This is a genomic window from Promicromonospora panici (genome assembly GCF_900608595.1).
Classification (GTDB): domain Bacteria; phylum Actinomycetota; class Actinomycetes; order Actinomycetales; family Cellulomonadaceae; genus Promicromonospora; species Promicromonospora panici.
Window position 1 is genome coordinate 334095 of the sequence record NZ_UWYY01000001.1, and the last position, 18267, is coordinate 352361.

Below are 18267 nucleotides of genomic sequence, written 5' to 3' on the forward strand. Positions count from 1 at the left end.
AGTCACGGCACGACCGTAACTCATATATGAGATAGAGGCACGCGTGGGGCTGCTCACAGGTCAAAGAGCGTGGGCTGCTCCAGGTAGACGCCCTCCTTCTCCAGCATGCGCAGCTTGGTGCGCGGGCCGCCACGGGCCGAGAATCCGCCGATGCGGCGTCCCGCGGCCAGGACGCGGTGGCACGGCACGATCGGCGGGAACGGGTTGCGGCCCATCGCCTGACCCACGGCCTGGGCCGCCCCTGGCGCGCCCAGCTCGGTCGCGACCTCACCGTACGTGCGGGTCTCGCCCGGCGGGATGGCCCTGACCACCTCGTACACGCGGCGGTCGAAGTCGGGGACGGCGCTCATGTTCAGCGGGATCTCCGCGAGGTCCCCGACGCCGTCGTCGAGCAGGCGGGTCAGGGCGGCGACCGCCGGTGCGATCGGGGCGGGCGGGGCTTCGACGGCGTCCGGGTACCAGCCGCGTACGGCGCCCCGCACCTGGTCGGCACCGCCGTGTGGCAGCGCCGAACCGACGATCTCCGCGGCCTCGTTCCAGACGAGCGCACACTCCCCGATCGCCGTGGGGATCACGGCGAACTCGAGCCTGTTCCGGTCCATGCGCCACACGATAGGCGGGCTCACCGACATTGATGATGCCGGTCGCGCCGCTCACCGGCAGATCGAGGCGATCGGCATCGCCCAGCTCGCACGGTGGGTCAGGCGGCCCGAGCGCCGAACGCACGGCCCACCCGGGCAGGAGTCGTGCCGAGCGTCGCCCGCACGGTGCGGGTCAGGTGCGCCTGGTCGGCGAAGCCCAGGTCGCCGGCGACGGCGGCCAGGTCGGCGTCGCCCGCCTCGAGGCGGGCGAGCACCCGGCTCATGCGCACCCGGTTGCGAAACCTGGTGAGGCTGCTGCCGGTCGCCGCCTGGAACACCCGGCTCAGGTGGGCGGGCGACACCTCCAGCGCGCGCGCCAGGCTCACCAGGTCGTGCGACGCGGGGACGTCGTCCAGGACGGCCTCGCGAGCGTGCATGACGAGCCGCGCCCGGGACGCGCGAGCGGCGGGAGTCCGTGCGGCACCGCCGCCGTCTGCCGCCGAGGTGCGTGCCGCGGCGGCCACCGTGCGGACCAGGCGTTCGGCGGGGTCGGCGGCGTCGTGCGTCGTCCGGAGCAGAAGCCGGTGGGCCAGCTCCGTGACGCCGTCGACCCGCACCGTGGTGGATGTGGGGCGGTCGCCGACGATCTCCCGCCAGAGCGTGGCGCCCACCCCGACGAACGTGCACACGTCACCCCCCGACGGGTGCGCAAAACGCTGGTCCAGCCCGGGGACCTGCGCATAACCCTGCGTGACGTCCACCGACTGCTCGACACCCCCGTTCACCAGCCGGAAGTGTCCGCGCCGGGGCAGGACGAGGCCGAACGTCTCGACCGGCTCGGCCGTGGACCACCCGCGGTGGTCGTCCGAGCACGCCACGACCCGCACCGAGTACTCGGGTGCGGTGAGGACGGGCGTGGAGCGGCGCACGACCCCACCGTAGGCGGGGTCACCGACACTCCGGCCCGAGCGTCGGACAAGGATCTTCAAGACGGCGCCCGCCCCGCCGTCGGACCCTGGGGGCATGCGGAAGCCCTGGCTCCTCGCGGTACTCCTCACCGCTCAGATCATGGCCTCGATGGACGGCTCGATCGCCAACGTCGCCCTGCCCGCGATCCAGCGGGACCTCGGCGCGACGGGTGCGATGCAGCAGCTCGTTCTCTCGGGATACCTGGTGGTGCTCGGGAGTCTCATCGTCACCGGCGCGCGGTGGGGAGACCTGTTCGGGCACCGCACGGCGTTCCGGTGGGGACTCGCGGTGTTCACCATCGCGTCGCTCGCCTGTGGCCTGGCTCCGACGCCGCTCGCCCTGGTCGCCGCCCGCGTGGTGCAGGGCGCCGGGGCCGCGCTGCTGATCCCGCAGGTGTTCTCCCTGATCCAGCACCACTTCCAGGGAGCCGACCGGCGCCGGGCCATCGGCCTGTACTCCATGGTGCTCGCCTTGGGCGTCGCGTTGGGCCAGGTGCTCGGGGGGCTCCTGGTGTCGGCGGACCTGTTCGGGCTGTCGTGGCGGCCCGTGTTCCTCGTCAACGTGCCGGTGGGCGCGCTGCTGCTCGTCGCAGTGGGGCAGGTGCTGCCGCCCGCCGGCGGGCTGGTGGCCGGCGGGCCGGCCGCTCGGGAGCTAGCGGCCGGCGAGCGGTCCGGACGGCTGTGGGTCCGCCGGTTCGACGTCCCGGGGATCGTCGTCCTCGCGCTCGGCATGGCCGCGTTCACGACGTCGCTCACGCTGGGCCGGGAGGCCGGCTGGCCGTGGTGGACCTGGGCGGCCCTCGGCGGCTCGGTCGTACTCCTCGCGTGGTTCGTGCGGCACCAGGTGCGGGTGCGGCATCCTCTGCTCGACCTCGTCGTGCTCCGTCCGCGCGGCATGAAAGCAGGCCTGCTCGCATGCGCCGTCGTGATGGGCGGCTACGCGGCCCTTCTCTTCACGTTCACGCTGCACGTGCAGGACGACCTGGGCTGGACGCCGCTCGCCGCGGGCCTCGCGTTCCTCCCGTACACGATCGGGTTCGGTGCCATGAGCCTGACCTGGGCGCGGATGCCGGAGCGCGTCATCCGGGCGCTGCCCGTGGCGGGACCCGTCGTGCTGGCGCTCGTCGTGTCCCTGGTAGCGGCCGGGGCTGCACCGTGGGGTCTAGCGCCGCTCCTCGTGCTGGCGGGGGCGGGGCACGCGGCCGGATACAGCCCGCTGATCGCCGGGCTGTCCGACCTGGTCCCGCCGCACCGGGCAGCCGCGTTCTCGGCGCTCAACACCACGGGTCCGCTCGTGGCGCAGACGGTCGCGATCGCCGCGATCGGCGGGATCTACCTGGCATCGGGCCTGGCCTGGGCGCTCGGCACGACGGCGGCGGTGCTCGTGGTCGGGGCGGGCTGCGCGGCCGGGGCTCTGCGCGCGGCCGGTCCGGCGAGCAGCAAGGCCGACACGGCAGTTCCGATCAGTCGGTGACCCAGCGGGCCGCGAGGCTGCTCGCCTTCTCCGCGGCGTCGGGCCCACGGCTCGCCGTCGCGGCCATGTCACCCGCGGCGGCGAGGCCTGCCGCGTAACCCACCGCGTAGGTGGTCACGGGGGCGGCTGGGCGGGCGACGGCGTGCGCGGCGTCGCGGGCGAGGTCGAGCACCGCGCCGACGTCGACCGTCCCGGGGGGCAGGCCGAGCTCGGCCTCCAGGGCCTCCACCCAGCTGTCGAGTTCTGCCATCTCGTGTCCTTTCGGGTTCCTCGCCGGTCAGCGGTCTCGGTCGGGTCCCCGGCCGGCGAGACGCGCGCCGAGACGGGCCGCGTCGGCGGGGGTGTCGATGTCGTCGCTCCAGCCTGCCCGGTCCGGGACCTCGACGCAGCGGAGCGCGCCGACCAGGTGCTTCATCGGCGCCCCGTCGGTCTCGATCCCGTCGAGGGCGGCGTCGAGGGCGGCGCGGCGGTACAGCCCGACCAGCCACTGGGCCCGACCTCCGCGCACCAGGTAGGCGCCGTCCACCGGTTCACGTGAAACTGCCGACTCCAGGAGTCTGATCGCCCTGGCCGCGCGCGGCACGTCCACGGCGAGCAGCAGCACCCATGGGGCACCTTGGTCGGGCAGGGCGCGCAGCCCGGCGGCGAGTCCGGCGACCGGACCGCCGAACGGCGGGTCCTCCCTGGTGAGGCCGGGAGCGGGCCCCACATAGCCCGACGCCGGATCACGGACCGGCAGCGCATCCGCCAGCTCCGGAGGACCGACCACCACGACTCGACGTGCCCGTGCGCTCGCGGTGAGCGCGCGGTCGAGCAGCCGCGCGCCGTCCACGACGAGGCCCGCCTTGGACGTGCCGTCCAGGCGCGAGGCCCGGCCGCCGGCCAGGATCACGGCGTCGTACACGATCTCGCGCATCCGCGCCGTCATCGGAGCATCAGCACCTGGATCAGGTCGCCGGTGCGCACCTTCTCGACGTCGGGCGGGACGAGGGCGAGGCCGTCGGCCGCGGCGAGCGCGGAGAGGGCATGGTGCGAGCCGCAGGGTTCGGCTGCGCCGTCGGACACCTGCACCGGGAGCACCTGGAGCTTGCCGGCCGGACTCGACCATGCCACGGCGGCGGGGAGGGAACGGTATACCCGGACGTCGAGGCCCCGCAGGCGGTCGACCGCCGGGCGCGCGAACAGCTCGAACGACGCGTACGCCCCGACCGGGTTGCCCGGCAGCGCGAGCCAGGGCACGCCTCGCCAGCGGGCGAGCGCCTGCGGCTTGCCGGGTGACATGGCGACAGTGGCGACGTCGACATCGGTCGCGCCGCTGCCCTCGGTCTGGGCCGCGGTCCCGGGAGTCGGCGCCGCCAGCACCTCCCGCACCACGTCGGCGGCACCCGCCGACACGCCGCCCGCCGTGACGATCAGGTCCGCACCCGGGCCGTTCGCGTCGCCCGGTGCGGCGCGTACGGCTTCGTCGAGCGCGGCACGAAGGGTCACCGGGTCGTCGGGCACCGGCCCCAGCCGGACCACGTCGGCACCGGCCGCCCGGGCCGCGGCCGCGAGCATCGGCCCGTTGGAGTCCGTGATCTGGCCCGGCCCGAGCGCCATGCCCACGGGCACCAGCTCCGAGCCGGTCGAGATCACGGCGACCAGCGGCCGGCGTCGGGCAGGAACGCGTACCGTGCCCGACGCCGCCAGCGTGCCGACCAGAGCAGCCGTCACCTCCCTCCCGGCGCGCGCGAGCAGCTGCCCCTCGCGGACGTCCTCACCCGCGCCCCGGATGTGGGATCGAGGCCGCCGGGCGAGCGTCACCGTGTCCTCGGCCCGAGGCGCGCCCGCGACGAACCGGCCGGTCGAGGTGTGCTCCACGGGGATCACGGCGTCCGCCCCGGGCGGGAGGGGCGCACCGGTCATGATCCGCACGGCCTGCCCCGGCCCGATCCCGGCCACATCGCTGCGGCCGGCGGCGACATCGCCCGCGACCTGGAGCGTTACCGGCCCGCCGCCGGCTGGAAGATCCGCCAGCCGCACGGCGTACCCGTCCATCGCGGCGCTGTCGAAGGGCGGGACGGAGACGGCGGCGTACAGGTCCTGTGCAAGGACCGAGCCCTGGGCGTCACCGAGATCAAGAGTGGCCGCGGGCAGCGGTGCGACGAGCGCGCGCACGCGCTCGACGTGCTCGGTGACGCTCCGCAACCTTGACTCCATGAGACGACGCTAGGCGAGCCGCGTTCGGACGGGATTTCCTGTGTCTCACAGTAGGACGTCGATTCCTGTGAGCGTGAGATCTCTTGACATCAAGATATCTGCTCGGAAGGGTGGCCGCCATGAGGCTTCACCATGTACAGGTCACGTGCCCGCCCGGCGGCGAGGACGCCGCTCGCCGCTTCTACGGCGAAGGTCTCGGACTGGCCGAGGTGCCGACGCCGCCCGGACTCGCGGGCCGGGCTCTCTGCTGGTTCCGCGACTTCGACGCGGAGGGCCGCACGACGGCCGAGATCCACGTCGGCGTCCAGGATCCGTTCACTCCCGCCCGCAAGGCCCACCCCGCCCTCGTGGCCGACGACGTGGCGCATCTCGAGTCCATCGGCGCCCGCCTCGAAGAGCTCGGGTTCGAGATCACCTGGAAGGACCGCCACACCTTCGACGGCTACGAGCGATTCCACGCCTTCGACGGCGCGGGCAACCGCGTGGAGGTCCTGACGCCGATCGAGTGACCCGGTCGCGGTGGTCAGTGCCGCTCGGGGACTCAGTCAAGGCCGTACCGCACGCCGGTGCCGTGCGCAAACCCCTCACACGGGTAGCCGGACCGCTGTGCGTTCTTCCTTACGGTCGATTAACTGCTCTTGGCCGGGCGATGAAACACCCTCTCCCTAGGTTCCTCCTTGTCGGTCCGACGTCGGGCCGGCCCCGGACTGACAGCAGTCGGTCCGGGCGCGCCCGGCGTCGTCGGGCATACGCCCACGCAGGGAGGACAACAACGTGTCCACTCCGACCACACGCGACGACCAGACTCCGACGGTGAGCGAGCCCACCGGCTCGACCACCACCGACACCGCAGCGAGCACCGCGCCGAAGTCAGCGGTCCAGCGGTACACCGGCCGCTGGATCGACCACTGGGACCCCGAGGACAAGACCCTCTGGGAGGACGGCGGACGCCGCACCGCCCGCCGCAACCTCGTGCTGTCGATCTTCGCGGAGTTCCTCGGCTTCGGCGCCTGGGCCCTCTGGTCCATCGTGGTGCCGCAGCTGCCCGCGGCAGGCTTCGACCTCACGGTCGACCAGATGTTCTGGCTCATCTCGGTGCCGAGCCTCGTCGGCGCCACACTCCGCATCCCCTACACGTTCGCGGTCCCGGTCTTCGGTGGCCGTAACTGGACCATCGTCTCCGCGCTGCTCCTGCTGCTGCCGACGGGCGCGCTGATCCTCACGGTCAACGACCCGACCACCCCGTTCCCCGTGCTGCTCGTCGCCGCGGCGCTCGCGGGCCTGGGCGGCGGCAACTTCGCCTCCTCGATGGCGAACATCTCGTTCTTCTTCCCCGAGAAGGAGAAGGGTGCGGCCCTCGGCTGGAACGCCGCCGGCGGAAACATCGGCACGGCGGCCGTGCAGCTCGCGGTCCCGCTCGTCATCGTGACCGGTGCGGGCGTCGCGCTCGACCGGGCCGGCCTCATCTTCATCCCGTTCATCCTGCTCGCCGCGTTCCTCGCCTGGCGCTGGATGGACAACCTCACCACGGCCAAGGCGGACCCGCGCTCGTTCGGTGTCGCGGTCCACGACAAGCACACGTGGATCATCAGCTTCATCTACATCGGCACGTTCGGTTCGTTCATCGGCTACGCCGGCGCTTTCCCGACCCTGCTCAAGGGCGAGTTCCCCGACGTCGCCCTGCCGCTCGCGTTCATGGGCGCGCTCGTGGGGTCGGTCGCCCGGCCGCTCGGTGGCATCCTCGCCGACCGGGTCGGCGGCATGGTCATCACCATCGCGTCGTTCGGCGTGATGGCGCTCGGCGCGATGGGCGCGATCTGGGCCCTCGGTACCGGCAGCTTCGCCGTGTTCTTCGGCTCGTTCCTCGTCCTGTTCGTGGCGACGGGCGTGGGCAACGGTTCGGTCTACCGGATGATCCCCGCGGTCTTCCGGGTGAGCGGCGCGACGGCGAAGGCCGCCGCCGGGTGCATCGGCATCGCCGGCGCGGTCGGCGCCTTCGGAGGGTTCCTCATCCCCCGCGGGTTCGCGCTGTCCACCACGCTGGCCGGGTCGCTCGTGCCCGCGCTGTGGCTGTTCATCGGGGTCTACGCCGTGATGGCGTTCGTCTGCTGGTTCGTCTACGGCCGCGGCGCCATGGCCGAGGCACGGGTCTGAACATGCTCGCTTCCCCCGGAACCACTGTTGACTCGCACTGCCCCTACTGCGCCCTGCAGTGCGGGATGTCGCTCACGCGGCCCACCGCCGACGGCGCGGGTGCGCCGGAGGTGCAGCCGCGCGACTTCCCGACCAACCGGGGCGGGCTGTGCCAGAAGGGGTGGACGTCGGCCGCGGTGCTGGGGGCGTCCGACCGGCTGGTCACCCCGCTGGTCCGGGGTGTGTCGGGGGAGCTCGAGCCGACTAGCTGGGACGCGGCGCTCGACCTGGTCGCGTCCCGGCTCGCGGCGCTGGCCGCCGAGCACGGACCGGAGTCCGTCGCCGTGTTCGGCGGCGGCGGGCTGACCAACGAGAAGGCGTACGTGCTCGGCAAGTTCGCGCGGACCGTCCTGCGCACCCCGAACATCGACTACAACGGCCGGTTCTGCATGGCGTCCGCGGCGGCCGGCATGAACCGGTCGTTCGGCGTCGACCGCGGGCTGCCGTTCCCGCTGGCCGACCTCGGCAGCGCCCAGGCCGTGCTGCTCCTCGGCTCGAACCTCGCCGAGACCATGCCGCCCGCTGTCCAGCACCTCGCCGGTGCGCGGGCCGCGGGCGGGCTGGTCGTCGTCGACCCACGGCGGTCCGCGACGGCCCGGCTCGCCGACGATCCCACCTCTGAGCAGCCCGCCGAGGGCGTGCATCTCGCGCCCGTGCCGGGTACGGATCTCGCGGTCCTGCTCGGGCTGTTGCACGTGGTGCTCGCCGAGGGGCTCGCCGACCGGGCGTACCTCGAGGAGCGCACCACGGGGTTCGACGACGTCGCCCGGTCCGTCGCGGGCTGGTGGCCGGAGCGCGTCGAGTCGGTGTCGGGAGTGCCCGCGGGCGACCTGCGCCGCGTGGCCCGGCTGCTGGCCGCCGCCGCCCCCGTGCACGGCGGCTCGGGCGCGTACGTGCTGACGGGCCGCGGCGTCGAGCAATCGACGCAGGGCACCGCGACCGTCACGGCGTCGATCAACCTGGCGCTCGCGCTCGGCCTGCCGGGCCGCGTCGGGTCGGGGTACGGCGCGATCACCGGGCAGGGCAACGGGCAGGGCGGCCGCGAGCACGGGCAGAAGGCCGACCAGCTCCCGGGCTACCGCAAGATCGACGACCCGGCAGCCCGCGCGCACGTGGCCGCCGTCTGGGGCGTGGACCCGGAGACCCTCCCTGGCCCGGGCCTGCCGGCGGTGCAGCTCCTCAGGTCGCTCGGCGCGCGCACCGGCGAGACGGGTGGCCCGATCCGGCCCCGCGCCCTCATGGTGCACGGGTCGAACCTGGTGGTCAGCGCGCCCAACGCGGGCAGCGTGATCGACCGTCTGAAGAGCCTCGACTTCCTCGTGGTCTGCGACTTCGTCCCGAGTGAGACGGCGCTGCTGGCCGACGTCGTGCTCCCCGTGACCCAGTGGGCCGAGGAGGAGGGCACGATGACGTCGCTCGAGGGCCGCGTCATCCGCCGTCGGGCCGCCGTGCCGCCGCCGGGCGAGGCGCGGTCCGAGCTGTGGATCCTCGCCGAGCTGGCGCGCCGCCTCGGCGCGCCCGCGTCGCTGGCCTTCCCCACCGACCCGTCGGTCGTGTTCGACGAGCTGGCCCGCGCCTCCGCGGGCGGCCCCGCCGACTACTCCGGGCTGTCCCACGCCCGCCTCGACGCCGACGAGGCGTCCGGCGGCCCAGGCCTGTTCTGGCCGGTCCCGGCCACCCCCTCCGACGTGTCGGACCCACAGGTCACCGGAGTGACCCGTGCGTCTGACACCGACATGCATCCTGGGACGCCGCGGCTGTTCCTCGAACGCTTCGCCACCCCCGACGGGCGGGCGCGCATGGTCGCCGTCGACCACGTGGGGCCGAGCGACGAGGTGCGCCCCGGCGCCCCGTTCTACCTGGTCACCGGCCGGGTGCTGCAGCACTACCAGTCCGGCGCGCAGACGCACCGCGTCGCTGAGCTGGAGCGCCTCGTGGCCGAGCCGTACGTCGAGCTGCACCCCGTGCTGGGCTACCGCATCGGCGTGCCCGACGGCGCCCGCGTGCGCCTCACCAGCGAGCGGGGCCGGGTCGAGGCGACGGCCCGCTGGACCGACGCCGTGCGCCCCGACACCGTCTTCATGCCGTTCCACTGGAGCGGCATCGGATCCGTGAACCAGGTGACGACCGACGCGACCGACCCGATCTCCGGGATGCCGGAGTTCAAGGTCTGCGCCGTGGATCTCAAGCCCGTGGCCGACGCCCCAGCGGTCGAGCCCGTCGAGACCAGGACGGGTCTCGACGAGGTCGACCACCGGGATGCCGCCCGCCGAAAGAAGGAGCTCTCGACATGAACCTGCGTGTCCCTGTGAAGGTCGTCGTGGTGGGCTTCGGGATGGTCGGGTCGCGACTCGTCGACGAGCTGCTGCGTCGCGAGCCCGAGGCGTTCGACATCACGGTGCTCGGCGCCGAGCCGTACGAGCCGTACAACCGGGTGCTGCTCAGCGACGTGGTCGCCGGGCGCACCGACGTCGCCGCCATCACGATGCCCCTGCCCGACGGCGCCCGCGTCAACGTGCGCCGGGGCGTCACGGCAACCTCCATCGACCGGGAGGCGCGGGTCGTGACCGCCGACGACGGCACGTCCCACCCGTACGACCATGTGGTGCTCGCGACGGGTGCGGCCGCCCGGATCCCGCCGATCCCGGGTCTGCGCAGGGCCGACGGCGGTCTGCCCGCCGGCGTGCACGCGCTGCGCAACCTCGACGACGCCCGCGAGATCGTGGCCGCCACCGTGAACTCCCCGCGCGCCGTCGTGGTGGGTGGGGGCGTGCTGGGGCTGGAGGCCGCCGTCGGGCTGGCCGGTCGTGGCCTGAGCGTGACGCTCATCCACAACGTGGAGTCCCTCATGGAGCGCCAGCTCGACCCGGAGGCCGCGGACGTGGTCCGTTCCGGCCTCGAGGGGCAGGGCATCACGGTGCTGCCGAACAGCCTGTCCAGCGAGGTGCTCGTGGCGGGCGGCCACGCCGTCGGCATCCGCGTCAAGGACAACGGCGGGCAGGCCGGCGATGAAGTGGTGGCTGCGCGCCTCATCGTCTTCTCCGTCGGCACGATTCCCGAGACCGGGCTTGCCGCGGCGGCGGGGCTGTCCACGGACCGCGGAATCGTGGTCGGCTACGACCTCGCCAGCCCCGACGACCCGCGCGTGCACGCGATCGGCGACTGCGCGCAGCCGCCGTCCGGCTCGCGCGGGCTGGTCGCCGAGGGCTGGGACCAGGCCCGCCGCCTGGCGGAGACGCTGGTCTCGCAGGTCGAGCCGGTCGCCCCGGTCGAGCCCGAGCCCCTGGCCCACCTGCGCCTGCCGCACGACGGCGCCCAGCCCAGCATGGCCGTCCGCCTCGGCGCCCTGCTGACCAGCGGCGCCACGATGAGCCGTGCGCAGTCGGACGAGGGCATCGACACGCGCGGCACCGACGTCGTGAAGGTGAAGGCGGGTGCGCTCAGCGTCACCACCATGGGGGTCTGCGGGCCGTCGCGCCCGAACGCCGCGACGCAGCGCGCGGTGCGCCTGGCCGACCCGCGAGCCGGGCGGTACGTCGAGGTGGTCGTGTCGGACGGCATCCTCGTGGGCGCCACGTGCGTCGGCGATCCGCGGGTCGCCGCGGATCTCATCGCCGCCTACACCCGGCGCACGCCCGCCCCGCTCGACCCCGCGTTCCTGCTGCTCACGCCGGTGATGCCGACGGCTGCCCCGGCATCGTCCCCCGAGCACATGCCGGACGACGCGGTGGTGTGCCGGTGCAACGGCGTGACCAAGGGCGACATCACCGACTCGTGCGAGGCAGGCGCACACACGGTAGACGAGGTGGTGCGCGAGACCCGGGCGACGACCGGCTGCGGCTCCTGCAAGGACGCCGTGTGCGGGTTGGTGGACTGGCTCAAGGAGAGCAAGGAGGCGGTCCCGGAACCGGCGTGAAGCTTGAACAGGGGTCATAGGAATTACCTATGGCCCCTGCTGTTATTTCGTCTTTGCTCCTCGTTCTTGTGTCAACCTACCGTCGGTGGCGTGAACACAATTCAGAATGGGTCGGCAACTCAAGAGCTCGCGGGAAAGCGCGCACTCGTCACCGGTGGTTCCCGCGGAATCGGGGCGGCGATCGTGCGGCAGCTTCTCGAGGCGGGCGCCGAGGTCCTGGCCACCGCCAGGTCGACGACGTACGCCGCGCCGGACGGAGCCGCGTTCGTGACGGCTGACATCCGGACCGAGGCGGGGACGGAGGCGCTGGCCGAGGCCGCGCTGGAGACACTCGGCGGCGTGGACATGCTCGTCCACAACGCGGGTGGTGCGCGGGCCAACGAGGGTGCCAGCGCCATGACGATCCCCGCCGAGGACTGGCAGGACACGCTCGACCTGAACCTCCTGGCGCCGGTGCGGTTGAACGCACTGCTGGTGCCCGGGATGCGGGAACGGGGTTCGGGAGCGATCGTGCACATCTCCTCGGCCGCGGTTCTCCCGCCGGTCCCGGCGTTCGCGCACTACCAGGCGGCGAAGGCGGGCCTCGAGACCTACAGCCGGGCCCTGGCCGCCGAGCTGGCCCCCTCCGGGGTGCGGGTCAATGCCCTGGGCCCCGGCCGGACCGCGACACCCGGTGGCGAGGAGACGCGAAAGCGGTGGGCGAGCGACGACGAGGGATCGGGCGCGGTCAACACACCCCCGCTCGGGCGCGACGGCCGGCCTGACGACATCGCCGACGCTGTGCTCTTTCTCGTGTCCGACAGGGCGAGCTGGATCACCGGGACCTATTTCTCCGTGGACGGCGGCGAATATCCCAGGAACTGACGCCGAACGAATTCCGCCAAAGAAAAACAGGACTGACCACGAGGTTTCATCAATGACCGTCCAGGAATCATCTGCCGTCGTGCTGCGCGCGCACCGCACGGATCTCGCCCAGCGTCCCAGCTCGCTGCTCGAGGTGGTGCCGGTAGAGCTGCCGCCTCTGCGCGAGGGCCAGGTGCGCGTGGAGAACAGCCTCCAGCAGATCATCGCCGCCACGGGCGACCTCATGTTCGCGCATCCACAGCTGCCGGTCCCGCCCTTCCGCATCGGCGAGTCGCTCTACGGCCCGGCGATCGGCCGGGTCGTCGAGTCGCGCGACGCGGCCCTTCCTGTGGGCACAGCCGTGCTCCACATGTCGGGCTGGCGTGGGCACAGCACCCTCGGCGCCGCTGCGGCCTTCCCCGTGCCGGACGGCGTCTTCCCCGGCCCCGAGTACCTGCTCAACCAGGGCGTGACCGCCTACTACGGCATGGTCGACGTCGCCGGCGTGGGCGAGGGCGACGTCGTGCTGGTCAGCGGGGCCGCCGGCGGCGTCGGGTCGATGGCCGCCCAGGTCGCCAGGGCGCGCGGCGCCGCCCGGGTCATCGGGATCGCCGGCGGGCCGGACAAGTGCCGTTTCCTCGTCGAAGAACTAGGCCTCGATGCGGCTATCGACTACAAGTCCGAGGACCTCGACGACCGGCTCGCCGAGCTCGCCCCCGAGGGGATCACCGTGTTCTTCGACACCGTGGGCGGCACCCAGTTCGAGGCCGCGATCCGGCATGCGGCGTCCGGCGCCCGCTTCGCCCTGTGCGGCGTGCTCGCCGGCCAGGTCGGGGGTGGCGACGGCGGATTCCCTCGGCTGGACATCATGACCGCCCTGATCAACGAGATCCAGATCCGCCCCTTCTCCACCAGGCAGACCCTGGACCAGATCCAGGCCTGGAACACCCACTACGCCCAGTGGTACGCCGAAGGCCGGATCACGTTCGCACGCACGCTGCTCGACGGCGGCCTCGAGCGCGCGATCAACGCCCAGGACGAGGTGCTCGCCGGGTTGCACCGCGGGAACGTCGTGGTGCGGCTCGCCGGGTAGGACCGCGCGGATCGGGTCGGCCGGCAACTGCTCTCGGCCGTCAGGACGCCCGCACGAGGGAGACCGACTCGGACCAGGTCTCCTGGCGCAGGAGCTCCAGCAGGGCAGTCTCCGCGGGGCCGGCGTCGCGCCGGAGCACGGCGACGACGGGCTGGGACACGGCGGGGAACACGGGGCGGGCCAGGTGCTCGTAGCCGTCGGGCACCGCAGAGGCCGGGACGAGCGTGACCCCCAGCCCGTGGGCGGCCCAGCGCACCGCGGTCGCCGTCTGGGACACGCGGGCGGCGGTCGTCTGAGGCAGGTCGTTGTCCCGCAGCACCTCCCGCAGGACGCCGTCGAGGGCGCTGTCCCGGTCGAACCGGACCCACGGCTCGCCCGCCAGGCCGCGCAGGTCCACCCGTTCCGCCGCGAGTTGCGGGTGCCCGGCGCCCAGCACCACGACGAACTCCTCGTCGCCGAGGTGGTGGGCGTCGTCGGGCGTCTGTGTGCACTGCGCCATCAGCGCGAGGTCGAGCACGCCCCGGCGGCCCAGCCGCTCCAGCTCCGCGGAGCTCGGCTCCTCGAAGACGGTGACCTCCAGCCGCGGAAATCGGCGGCGCAGGGTGCCCAGCGCGCTCGGCAGCTGTCGAGCGCCGAAGCCCAGCTGGGCCGAGACGACCAGTTCGCCTGCCAGCTCGTCGGCTCCCGCTCGGGCCGCCGCCCGCGCCCGACGGGACGCGTTCACAGCTACCTCGGCCTCCCGCAGGAATGCCCGGCCGACCACGGTGGGCACCAGCCCGGTGGGCGTGCGGGCGAACAGCTGCACGCCGAGCTCCCGCTCCAGGCCGCGGATCTGCTGGGACATCGACGGCTGAGCGACATGCAGCAGCTCCGCCGCCGCGGTCACCGAGCCCTCCTCGGCAACTGCCAGGGCGTACTCGTACTGACGAAGGCTCATGGTTCGTGTCTCCTCGGGGGCTGGTCCGGCCCGTCGTCACGTTGTGCTGCAAGGGCTACAACCCGCGAGGCGGCGCACTTACTCCGTGCGACGCCCACGACCGCCCGGGCGGGTCCACTCCAGCGTGTAGCGGAAGAACAGCCGACGGCGGACCCGCGCGCCCGGCAGCACGTCGCGCGCGACCCGGGAGAGCTCCGCGAAGGTCTCGACGGCGTCGCGGACCGGCATTGGTGGGCCGCCGTCGTCCACAGGCTTCGTGACCGGCCGTGGATGCTTGACCATCCCGACCAGCGGGTTGAGCAGGGCCGATGCAAGATCCCAGCTGAAGTCGGTCACCGTGTCGGGCCGCGCCAGGCCGACGACGAGCAGCCGGCCGCCGGGCTCCAGCAGCTCGGACGTGTGCCGTAGGGCGGCCTCCAGCGGCATGTGGTGCAGGACCGCGATCATGGTGATGGTGTCGAACGTGCCGTCGACCTCCTCGAACCGGATGTGGCGCACGCTCACCACCGGGTCACCGGCGAAGCGCTCGGTCGAGACGGCGGCCATGGCCGAGTCGGCGTCGATGCCCAGCACCTCGTCGAAGCGTCCCCGCAGCCGGCCCAGCAGGAGACCGGCGCCGCAGCCGACGTCGAGCGCCCGCCGCCGTCGAACCGGGAGCCGCCGCAGGATCCAGCCGTGGAAGTGGTCGTTGTGGCTCCACGGGTGCCGGTCGTTGATCCGGCGGAGCCAGCGGCCGCCCGCGCGGACCAGCGGGTTGGGCACGGTCCGGATGTCCATGCGGCCACCGTAGCGGCGTCGACCACGCCCGGACCCGAGCCGCCTCGATCGCCAGACCTGAAGCCCTCACCGGGGACACACTCACTCGGCGGTGATCGAGCCTGTGAGGAAGAGTTTCGGCCCGGGTAACGACAGCCGCACCAACGCGAAAAACCAGCCGCCTACGGTCAAGACATGGTCAACTCCGGCGATTCTCAGCACCTTGTCGTGATCGGCGGCGGCATGGTCGCGCAGCGGCTCGTCGAGGCGCTCCGCGCCCGGGACGACGCCGGCCGCTACCGCGTCACCGTCTTCGCGGAAGAGCCCCGCGCGCCCTACGACCGCGTGGGCCTGACCCGCTGGTTCGACGAGGGTCCCGAGGGCATCGCCCTGGGCGATCCGGCCCTGTGGGCCGACCCGCTCGTCACCCTGCACACCGACCGCAAGATCGAGTCGATCGACCGCGAGGCCAAGACGGTCACCGACCGGCTCGGCCACGTGCACCTCTACGACGAGCTCGTGCTCGCCACGGGCTCCAACGCCGCGATGCCGCCCATCCCGGGCAACGACCTGCCGGGCGTCTTCGTGTACCGCACCATCGACGACGTCGCGGCTCTGCGCGGCTGGGTCGAGGAGAAGCGCCGGAGCTACCCCGAGGGCAAGCCCGTGCGTGGCGCCGTGATCGGTGGCGGTCTGCTCGGTCTGGAGGCCGCCGGCGCGCTCACGGCGCTGGACGCGCAGGCCACCGTGATCGAGTTCGGCACGCACCTCATGGGTGTTCAGGTCGACCTCGGCGGCGGGCAGGCGCTGAAGCGCCTCATCAACGGCAAGGGCATCGGCGTCCGCGCGGAGACCGCGACCAGCCAGATGAAGCCGCACCGCCGCACCGGCCACGTGGGCCGGCTCGACTTCGCCGACGGCGGGCGGCTCGACGTCGACGTCGTCGTCGTGGCCACCGGCGTACGTCCCCGTGACGAGCTGGCCCGCGCGGCCGGCCTGCCGGTCGGCGAGCGCGGCGGCGCCGTCGTCGACCTGTCGTGCCGTACCGAGGACCCGCACATCTGGGCCGTCGGCGAGGTGGCCTGCATCGAGGGACGCTGCATCGGCCTGGTCGCGCCCGGCAACACGATGGCCGAGGTGGTCGTGGACCGGCTGCTCGGCGGCCTCGCCGAGTTCCCCGGCGCGGACACCGCGACCAAGCTCAAGCTCTCCGGCGTCGATGTCGCGTCGTTCGGCGACGCGCACGCCCGCACCGAGGACGCCGTCGAGGTGGTCTGGGCCGACCCGGTCGCCGGCGTCTACAAGAAGCTCGTCCTGTCCGACGACGCCCGCACCCTCCTGGGCGGCGTCTTCGTGGGTGACGCCGGACCGTACGCCAGCTTGCGCCCGATGCTCGGCGCCGAGCTGCCGGGTGACGACCCGAGCGCCTTCCTGCTGCCCGAGGGCGGCGGCGGTGCCCCGGGCCTCGAGCTGCCCGACGACGCCAACGTCTGTTCCTGCAACAGCGTCTCCGCGGGCACGATCCGGGGCGCCGTCACCGAGCACAACTGCACCGACGTCCCCGGCGTGAAGGCCTGCACGCGAGCCGGCACCACCTGCGGCGCCTGCCTGCCGCTGGTGAAGAAGCTGGTCGACACCGAGCTGGAGCGCGCCGGCATCGAGGTCAGCACCGCGTTGTGCGAGCACTTCGAGATGTCCCGCGCCCAGCTGTTCGACGCCGTCCGGGTCGCCGACCTGCACTCGTTCAGCGACATCGTGGCCCGGTTCGGGCAGCCGGACAGCCGCGGCTGCGACATCTGCAAGCCCGTCGTCGCGTCGATCCTGGCGAGCCTGGGCAACGGCCACATCCTGTCGGGCGAGCAGTCCACGCTGCAGGACACCAACGACCACATGCTGGCCAATCTGCAGAAGGACGGCACCTACTCGGTGGTGCCCCGGATGCCCGGCGGTGAGGTGACCCCCGAGGGCCTCATCACGGTGGGCCAGGTCGCCAAGGACTTCGGGCTGTACACGAAGATCACGGGCGGCCAGCGCATCGACATGTTCGGCGCCCGGGTGGAGCAGCTGCCGGACATCTGGCGCCGCCTGGTCGACGCCGGCTTCGAGTCCGGCCACGCGTACGGCAAGTCGCTGCGCACCGTGAAGTCGTGCGTCGGGTCCACGTGGTGCCGCTACGGCGTCCAGGACTCCGTGGGCATGGCCGTCGAGCTGGAGCTGCGCTACCGCGGCCTGCGCTCGCCGCACAAGCTCAAGATGGGCGTCTCCGGCTGCGCCCGGGAATGCGCGGAGGCGCGCGGCAAGGACGTGGGCGTCATCGCCACGGACAAGGGCTGGAACATCTACGTGGGCGGCAACGGCGGTCAGACGCCGCGGCACGCGAAGCTGCTCGCCGAGGACCTGACCTCGGAGGAACTGCTGCGCACGATCGACCGCTTCCTCATGTACTACGTCCGCACGGCCGACCGGCTGCAGCGCACGGCGCCGTGGATCGAGGAGGTCGACGGCGGCCTGGAGGGCGTGCGCGAGGTGATCATGGAGGACTCGCTCGGCATCTGCGCCGACCTGGACGCCGCTATGGCCCGCCACGTCGAGAACTACGAGGACGAGTGGAAGGCCGTGCTCGAGGACCCGGAGAAGCTGCGTCGGTTCTCGTCGTTCGTCAACGCCCCCAAGGACGCCGACCCGTCGCTCGCCTACGTCGAGGAGCGCGGCCAGCGCCGCCCCGCGACGGAGCAGGAGCGCGCGTCCGGCGTCGTCATCGCGGGCCCGAAGCTGGAGGTACGAGCATGAGCTCCGACGACATGTCAGAAGCGCAGGTGGCCGGTACGACCCTGGTGTCCGACGCCCCGGTCCGCTGGGAGCGGGTATGCCTGCTCAGCGACCTCTTCCCCGAGCGGGGTGCGGCGGCGCTGTTCGGCGACGTCCAGGTGGCGCTCTTCCGGCTGCCCGACGCCTCGACCGCCCCTGGACAGGGAGCCGACGGCGCCCAGGTGTACGCCGTCCAGAACCTCGACCCGTTCTCCGGGGCGCACGTCATGTCGCGGGGCATCGTCGGTACCCGGGGCGGCGTGCCCACGGTGGCGGCCCCGGTCTACAAGCAGGTGTTCTCCCTGATCACCGGCGAATGCCTGGTCGCGGCGGACAAGACCCCCAAGGGAGACCTGCCGCCGAACCTGACGACCTACCCGGTCGAGATCCGAGACGGCGTGGTCCACGTAGGTCTGCCATGACCACCCCCGCTGAGTGCGGGATCTTCGCCCCTTCAGATGGCTCTGAAGGGGCGAAGAGCCAGCACTCGACGAGGGGG

At 72.9% G+C, this 18267-nt stretch carries 16 protein-coding genes; 9 read left to right on the top strand and 7 right to left on the bottom strand.

From position 1 onward, the window contains the following. Nucleotides 1-53: 53 nt before the first annotated feature. Nucleotides 54-602: a methylated-DNA--[protein]-cysteine S-methyltransferase gene (locus EW117_RS01590; protein ID WP_129782947.1), complete on the bottom strand. Its 549-nt coding sequence runs from the start codon at nucleotides 600-602 to the stop codon at nucleotides 54-56. 98 nt (nucleotides 603-700) lie between these two features. Next, nucleotides 701-1510 carry a helix-turn-helix domain-containing protein gene (locus tag EW117_RS01595; protein WP_207211712.1) on the bottom strand — a complete coding sequence of 270 codons (810 nt, stop codon included), beginning with the start codon at nucleotides 1508-1510 and terminating at the stop codon, nucleotides 701-703. Nucleotides 1511-1604: 94 nt separating this feature from the next. Between EW117_RS01595 and EW117_RS01600 the strand changes: the two genes are divergently transcribed. Continuing rightward, nucleotides 1605-3023: an MFS transporter gene (locus tag EW117_RS01600; protein WP_129782951.1), complete on the top strand. Its 1419-nt coding sequence runs from the start codon at nucleotides 1605-1607 to the stop codon at nucleotides 3021-3023. Here the strand turns inward: EW117_RS01600 and EW117_RS01605 are convergent. Genes EW117_RS01605 through EW117_RS01615 form a run of 3 tightly spaced genes read right to left on the bottom strand, consistent with a single transcriptional unit; the run spans nucleotide 3013 to nucleotide 5222 of the window. After that, nucleotides 3013-3273 carry a DUF6457 domain-containing protein gene (locus tag EW117_RS01605; RefSeq protein WP_129782953.1) on the bottom strand — a complete coding sequence of 87 codons (261 nt, stop codon included), beginning with the start codon at nucleotides 3271-3273 and terminating at the stop codon, nucleotides 3013-3015. The genes EW117_RS01600 and EW117_RS01605 overlap by 11 nt on opposite strands. A 27-nt stretch (nucleotides 3274-3300) precedes the next feature. Next, nucleotides 3301-3951 (bottom strand): molybdenum cofactor guanylyltransferase, encoded by a 651-nt coding sequence (gene mobA / locus EW117_RS01610; protein WP_242504012.1) that lies wholly within the window; start codon nucleotides 3949-3951, stop codon nucleotides 3301-3303. Then, nucleotides 3948-5222 carry a molybdopterin molybdotransferase MoeA gene (locus EW117_RS01615; protein ID WP_129782955.1) on the bottom strand — a complete coding sequence of 425 codons (1275 nt, stop codon included), beginning with the start codon at nucleotides 5220-5222 and terminating at the stop codon, nucleotides 3948-3950. The genes mobA and EW117_RS01615 overlap by 4 nt, the downstream gene beginning before the upstream one ends. Before the next feature lie 119 nt (nucleotides 5223-5341). Here EW117_RS01615 and EW117_RS01620 point away from each other — a divergent pair, with 119 nt between their 5' ends. The 6 genes from EW117_RS01620 to EW117_RS30440 all read left to right on the top strand — a co-directional run bounded on the left by EW117_RS01620 (nucleotide 5342) and on the right by EW117_RS30440 (nucleotide 13267). Beyond that, the gene (locus EW117_RS01620) at nucleotides 5342-5731 is read left to right on the top strand and encodes a VOC family protein (RefSeq protein WP_129782957.1); all 390 of its coding nucleotides are present in this window, start codon (nucleotides 5342-5344) and stop codon (nucleotides 5729-5731) included. A 265-nt stretch (nucleotides 5732-5996) separates the two neighbouring features. Continuing rightward, complete coding sequence (locus EW117_RS01625) at nucleotides 5997-7376, top strand: MFS transporter (protein WP_129782959.1); 1380 nt, start codon at nucleotides 5997-5999, stop codon at nucleotides 7374-7376. A gap of 2 nt (nucleotides 7377-7378) precedes the next feature. Beyond that, complete coding sequence (locus tag EW117_RS01630; protein ID WP_207211713.1) at nucleotides 7379-9709, top strand: molybdopterin oxidoreductase family protein; 2331 nt, start codon at nucleotides 7379-7381, stop codon at nucleotides 9707-9709. Further along, entirely contained in the window at nucleotides 9706-11331 is a 1626-nt protein-coding gene (locus tag EW117_RS01635; RefSeq protein ID WP_165362404.1) for an FAD-dependent oxidoreductase, read from the top strand. Before EW117_RS01630 ends, EW117_RS01635 begins: the two co-directional genes overlap by 4 nt. A 90-nt stretch (nucleotides 11332-11421) precedes the next feature. Continuing rightward, the gene (locus EW117_RS01640) at nucleotides 11422-12195 is read left to right on the top strand and encodes an SDR family oxidoreductase (RefSeq protein WP_129782961.1); all 774 of its coding nucleotides are present in this window, start codon (nucleotides 11422-11424) and stop codon (nucleotides 12193-12195) included. 52 nt (nucleotides 12196-12247) lie between these two features. Beyond that, entirely contained in the window at nucleotides 12248-13267 is a 1020-nt protein-coding gene (locus EW117_RS30440; protein ID WP_277986431.1) for an MDR family NADP-dependent oxidoreductase, read from the top strand. Nucleotides 13268-13307: 40 nt separating this feature from the next. Here the strand turns inward: EW117_RS30440 and EW117_RS01650 are convergent, their stop codons facing one another. Together EW117_RS01650 and EW117_RS01655 are read right to left on the bottom strand one after the other, a co-directional pair. Then, on the bottom strand, nucleotides 13308-14204 hold the full coding sequence (locus tag EW117_RS01650) for a LysR family transcriptional regulator (protein WP_129782963.1): 897 nt from the start codon (nucleotides 14202-14204) through the stop codon (nucleotides 13308-13310). 78 nt (nucleotides 14205-14282) lie between these two features. Next, the gene (locus EW117_RS01655; protein ID WP_129782965.1) at nucleotides 14283-14981 is read right to left on the bottom strand and encodes a class I SAM-dependent methyltransferase; all 699 of its coding nucleotides are present in this window, start codon (nucleotides 14979-14981) and stop codon (nucleotides 14283-14285) included. A 174-nt stretch (nucleotides 14982-15155) separates the two neighbouring features. Between EW117_RS01655 and nirB the strand changes: the two genes are divergently transcribed. After that, nucleotides 15156-17750: a nitrite reductase large subunit NirB gene (gene nirB, locus EW117_RS01660; RefSeq protein ID WP_129782967.1), complete on the top strand. Its 2595-nt coding sequence runs from the start codon at nucleotides 15156-15158 to the stop codon at nucleotides 17748-17750. Then, a complete protein-coding gene (nirD, locus tag EW117_RS01665) occupies nucleotides 17747-18190 on the top strand; it encodes a nitrite reductase small subunit NirD (protein WP_129782969.1) in 444 nt (147 codons plus the stop codon). The genes nirB and nirD overlap by 4 nt, the downstream gene beginning before the upstream one ends. Nucleotides 18191-18267: the final 77 nt, after the last annotated feature.

Coding starts and splice junctions, on each gene's coding strand:
- EW117_RS01590 (WP_129782947.1), bottom strand. CDS start 602: ATGGACCGGAACAGGCTCGAGTTCGCCGTGATCCCCACGGCGATCGGG.
- EW117_RS01600 (WP_129782951.1), top strand. CDS start 1,605: ATGCGGAAGCCCTGGCTCCTCGCGGTACTCCTCACCGCTCAGATCATG.
- EW117_RS01605 (WP_129782953.1), bottom strand. CDS start 3,273: ATGGCAGAACTCGACAGCTGGGTGGAGGCCCTGGAGGCCGAGCTCGGC.
- mobA (WP_242504012.1), bottom strand. CDS start 3,951: ATGACGGCGCGGATGCGCGAGATCGTGTACGACGCCGTGATCCTGGCC.
- EW117_RS01615 (WP_129782955.1), bottom strand. CDS start 5,222: ATGGAGTCAAGGTTGCGGAGCGTCACCGAGCACGTCGAGCGCGTGCGC.
- EW117_RS01620 (WP_129782957.1), top strand. CDS start 5,342: ATGAGGCTTCACCATGTACAGGTCACGTGCCCGCCCGGCGGCGAGGAC.
- EW117_RS01630 (WP_207211713.1), top strand. CDS start 7,379: ATGCTCGCTTCCCCCGGAACCACTGTTGACTCGCACTGCCCCTACTGC.
- EW117_RS01635 (WP_165362404.1), top strand. CDS start 9,706: ATGAACCTGCGTGTCCCTGTGAAGGTCGTCGTGGTGGGCTTCGGGATG.
- EW117_RS30440 (WP_277986431.1), top strand. CDS start 12,248: ATGACCGTCCAGGAATCATCTGCCGTCGTGCTGCGCGCGCACCGCACG.
- EW117_RS01650 (WP_129782963.1), bottom strand. CDS start 14,204: ATGAGCCTTCGTCAGTACGAGTACGCCCTGGCAGTTGCCGAGGAGGGC.
- EW117_RS01655 (WP_129782965.1), bottom strand. CDS start 14,981: ATGGACATCCGGACCGTGCCCAACCCGCTGGTCCGCGCGGGCGGCCGC.
- nirB (WP_129782967.1), top strand. CDS start 15,156: ATGGTCAACTCCGGCGATTCTCAGCACCTTGTCGTGATCGGCGGCGGC.
- nirD (WP_129782969.1), top strand. CDS start 17,747: ATGAGCTCCGACGACATGTCAGAAGCGCAGGTGGCCGGTACGACCCTG.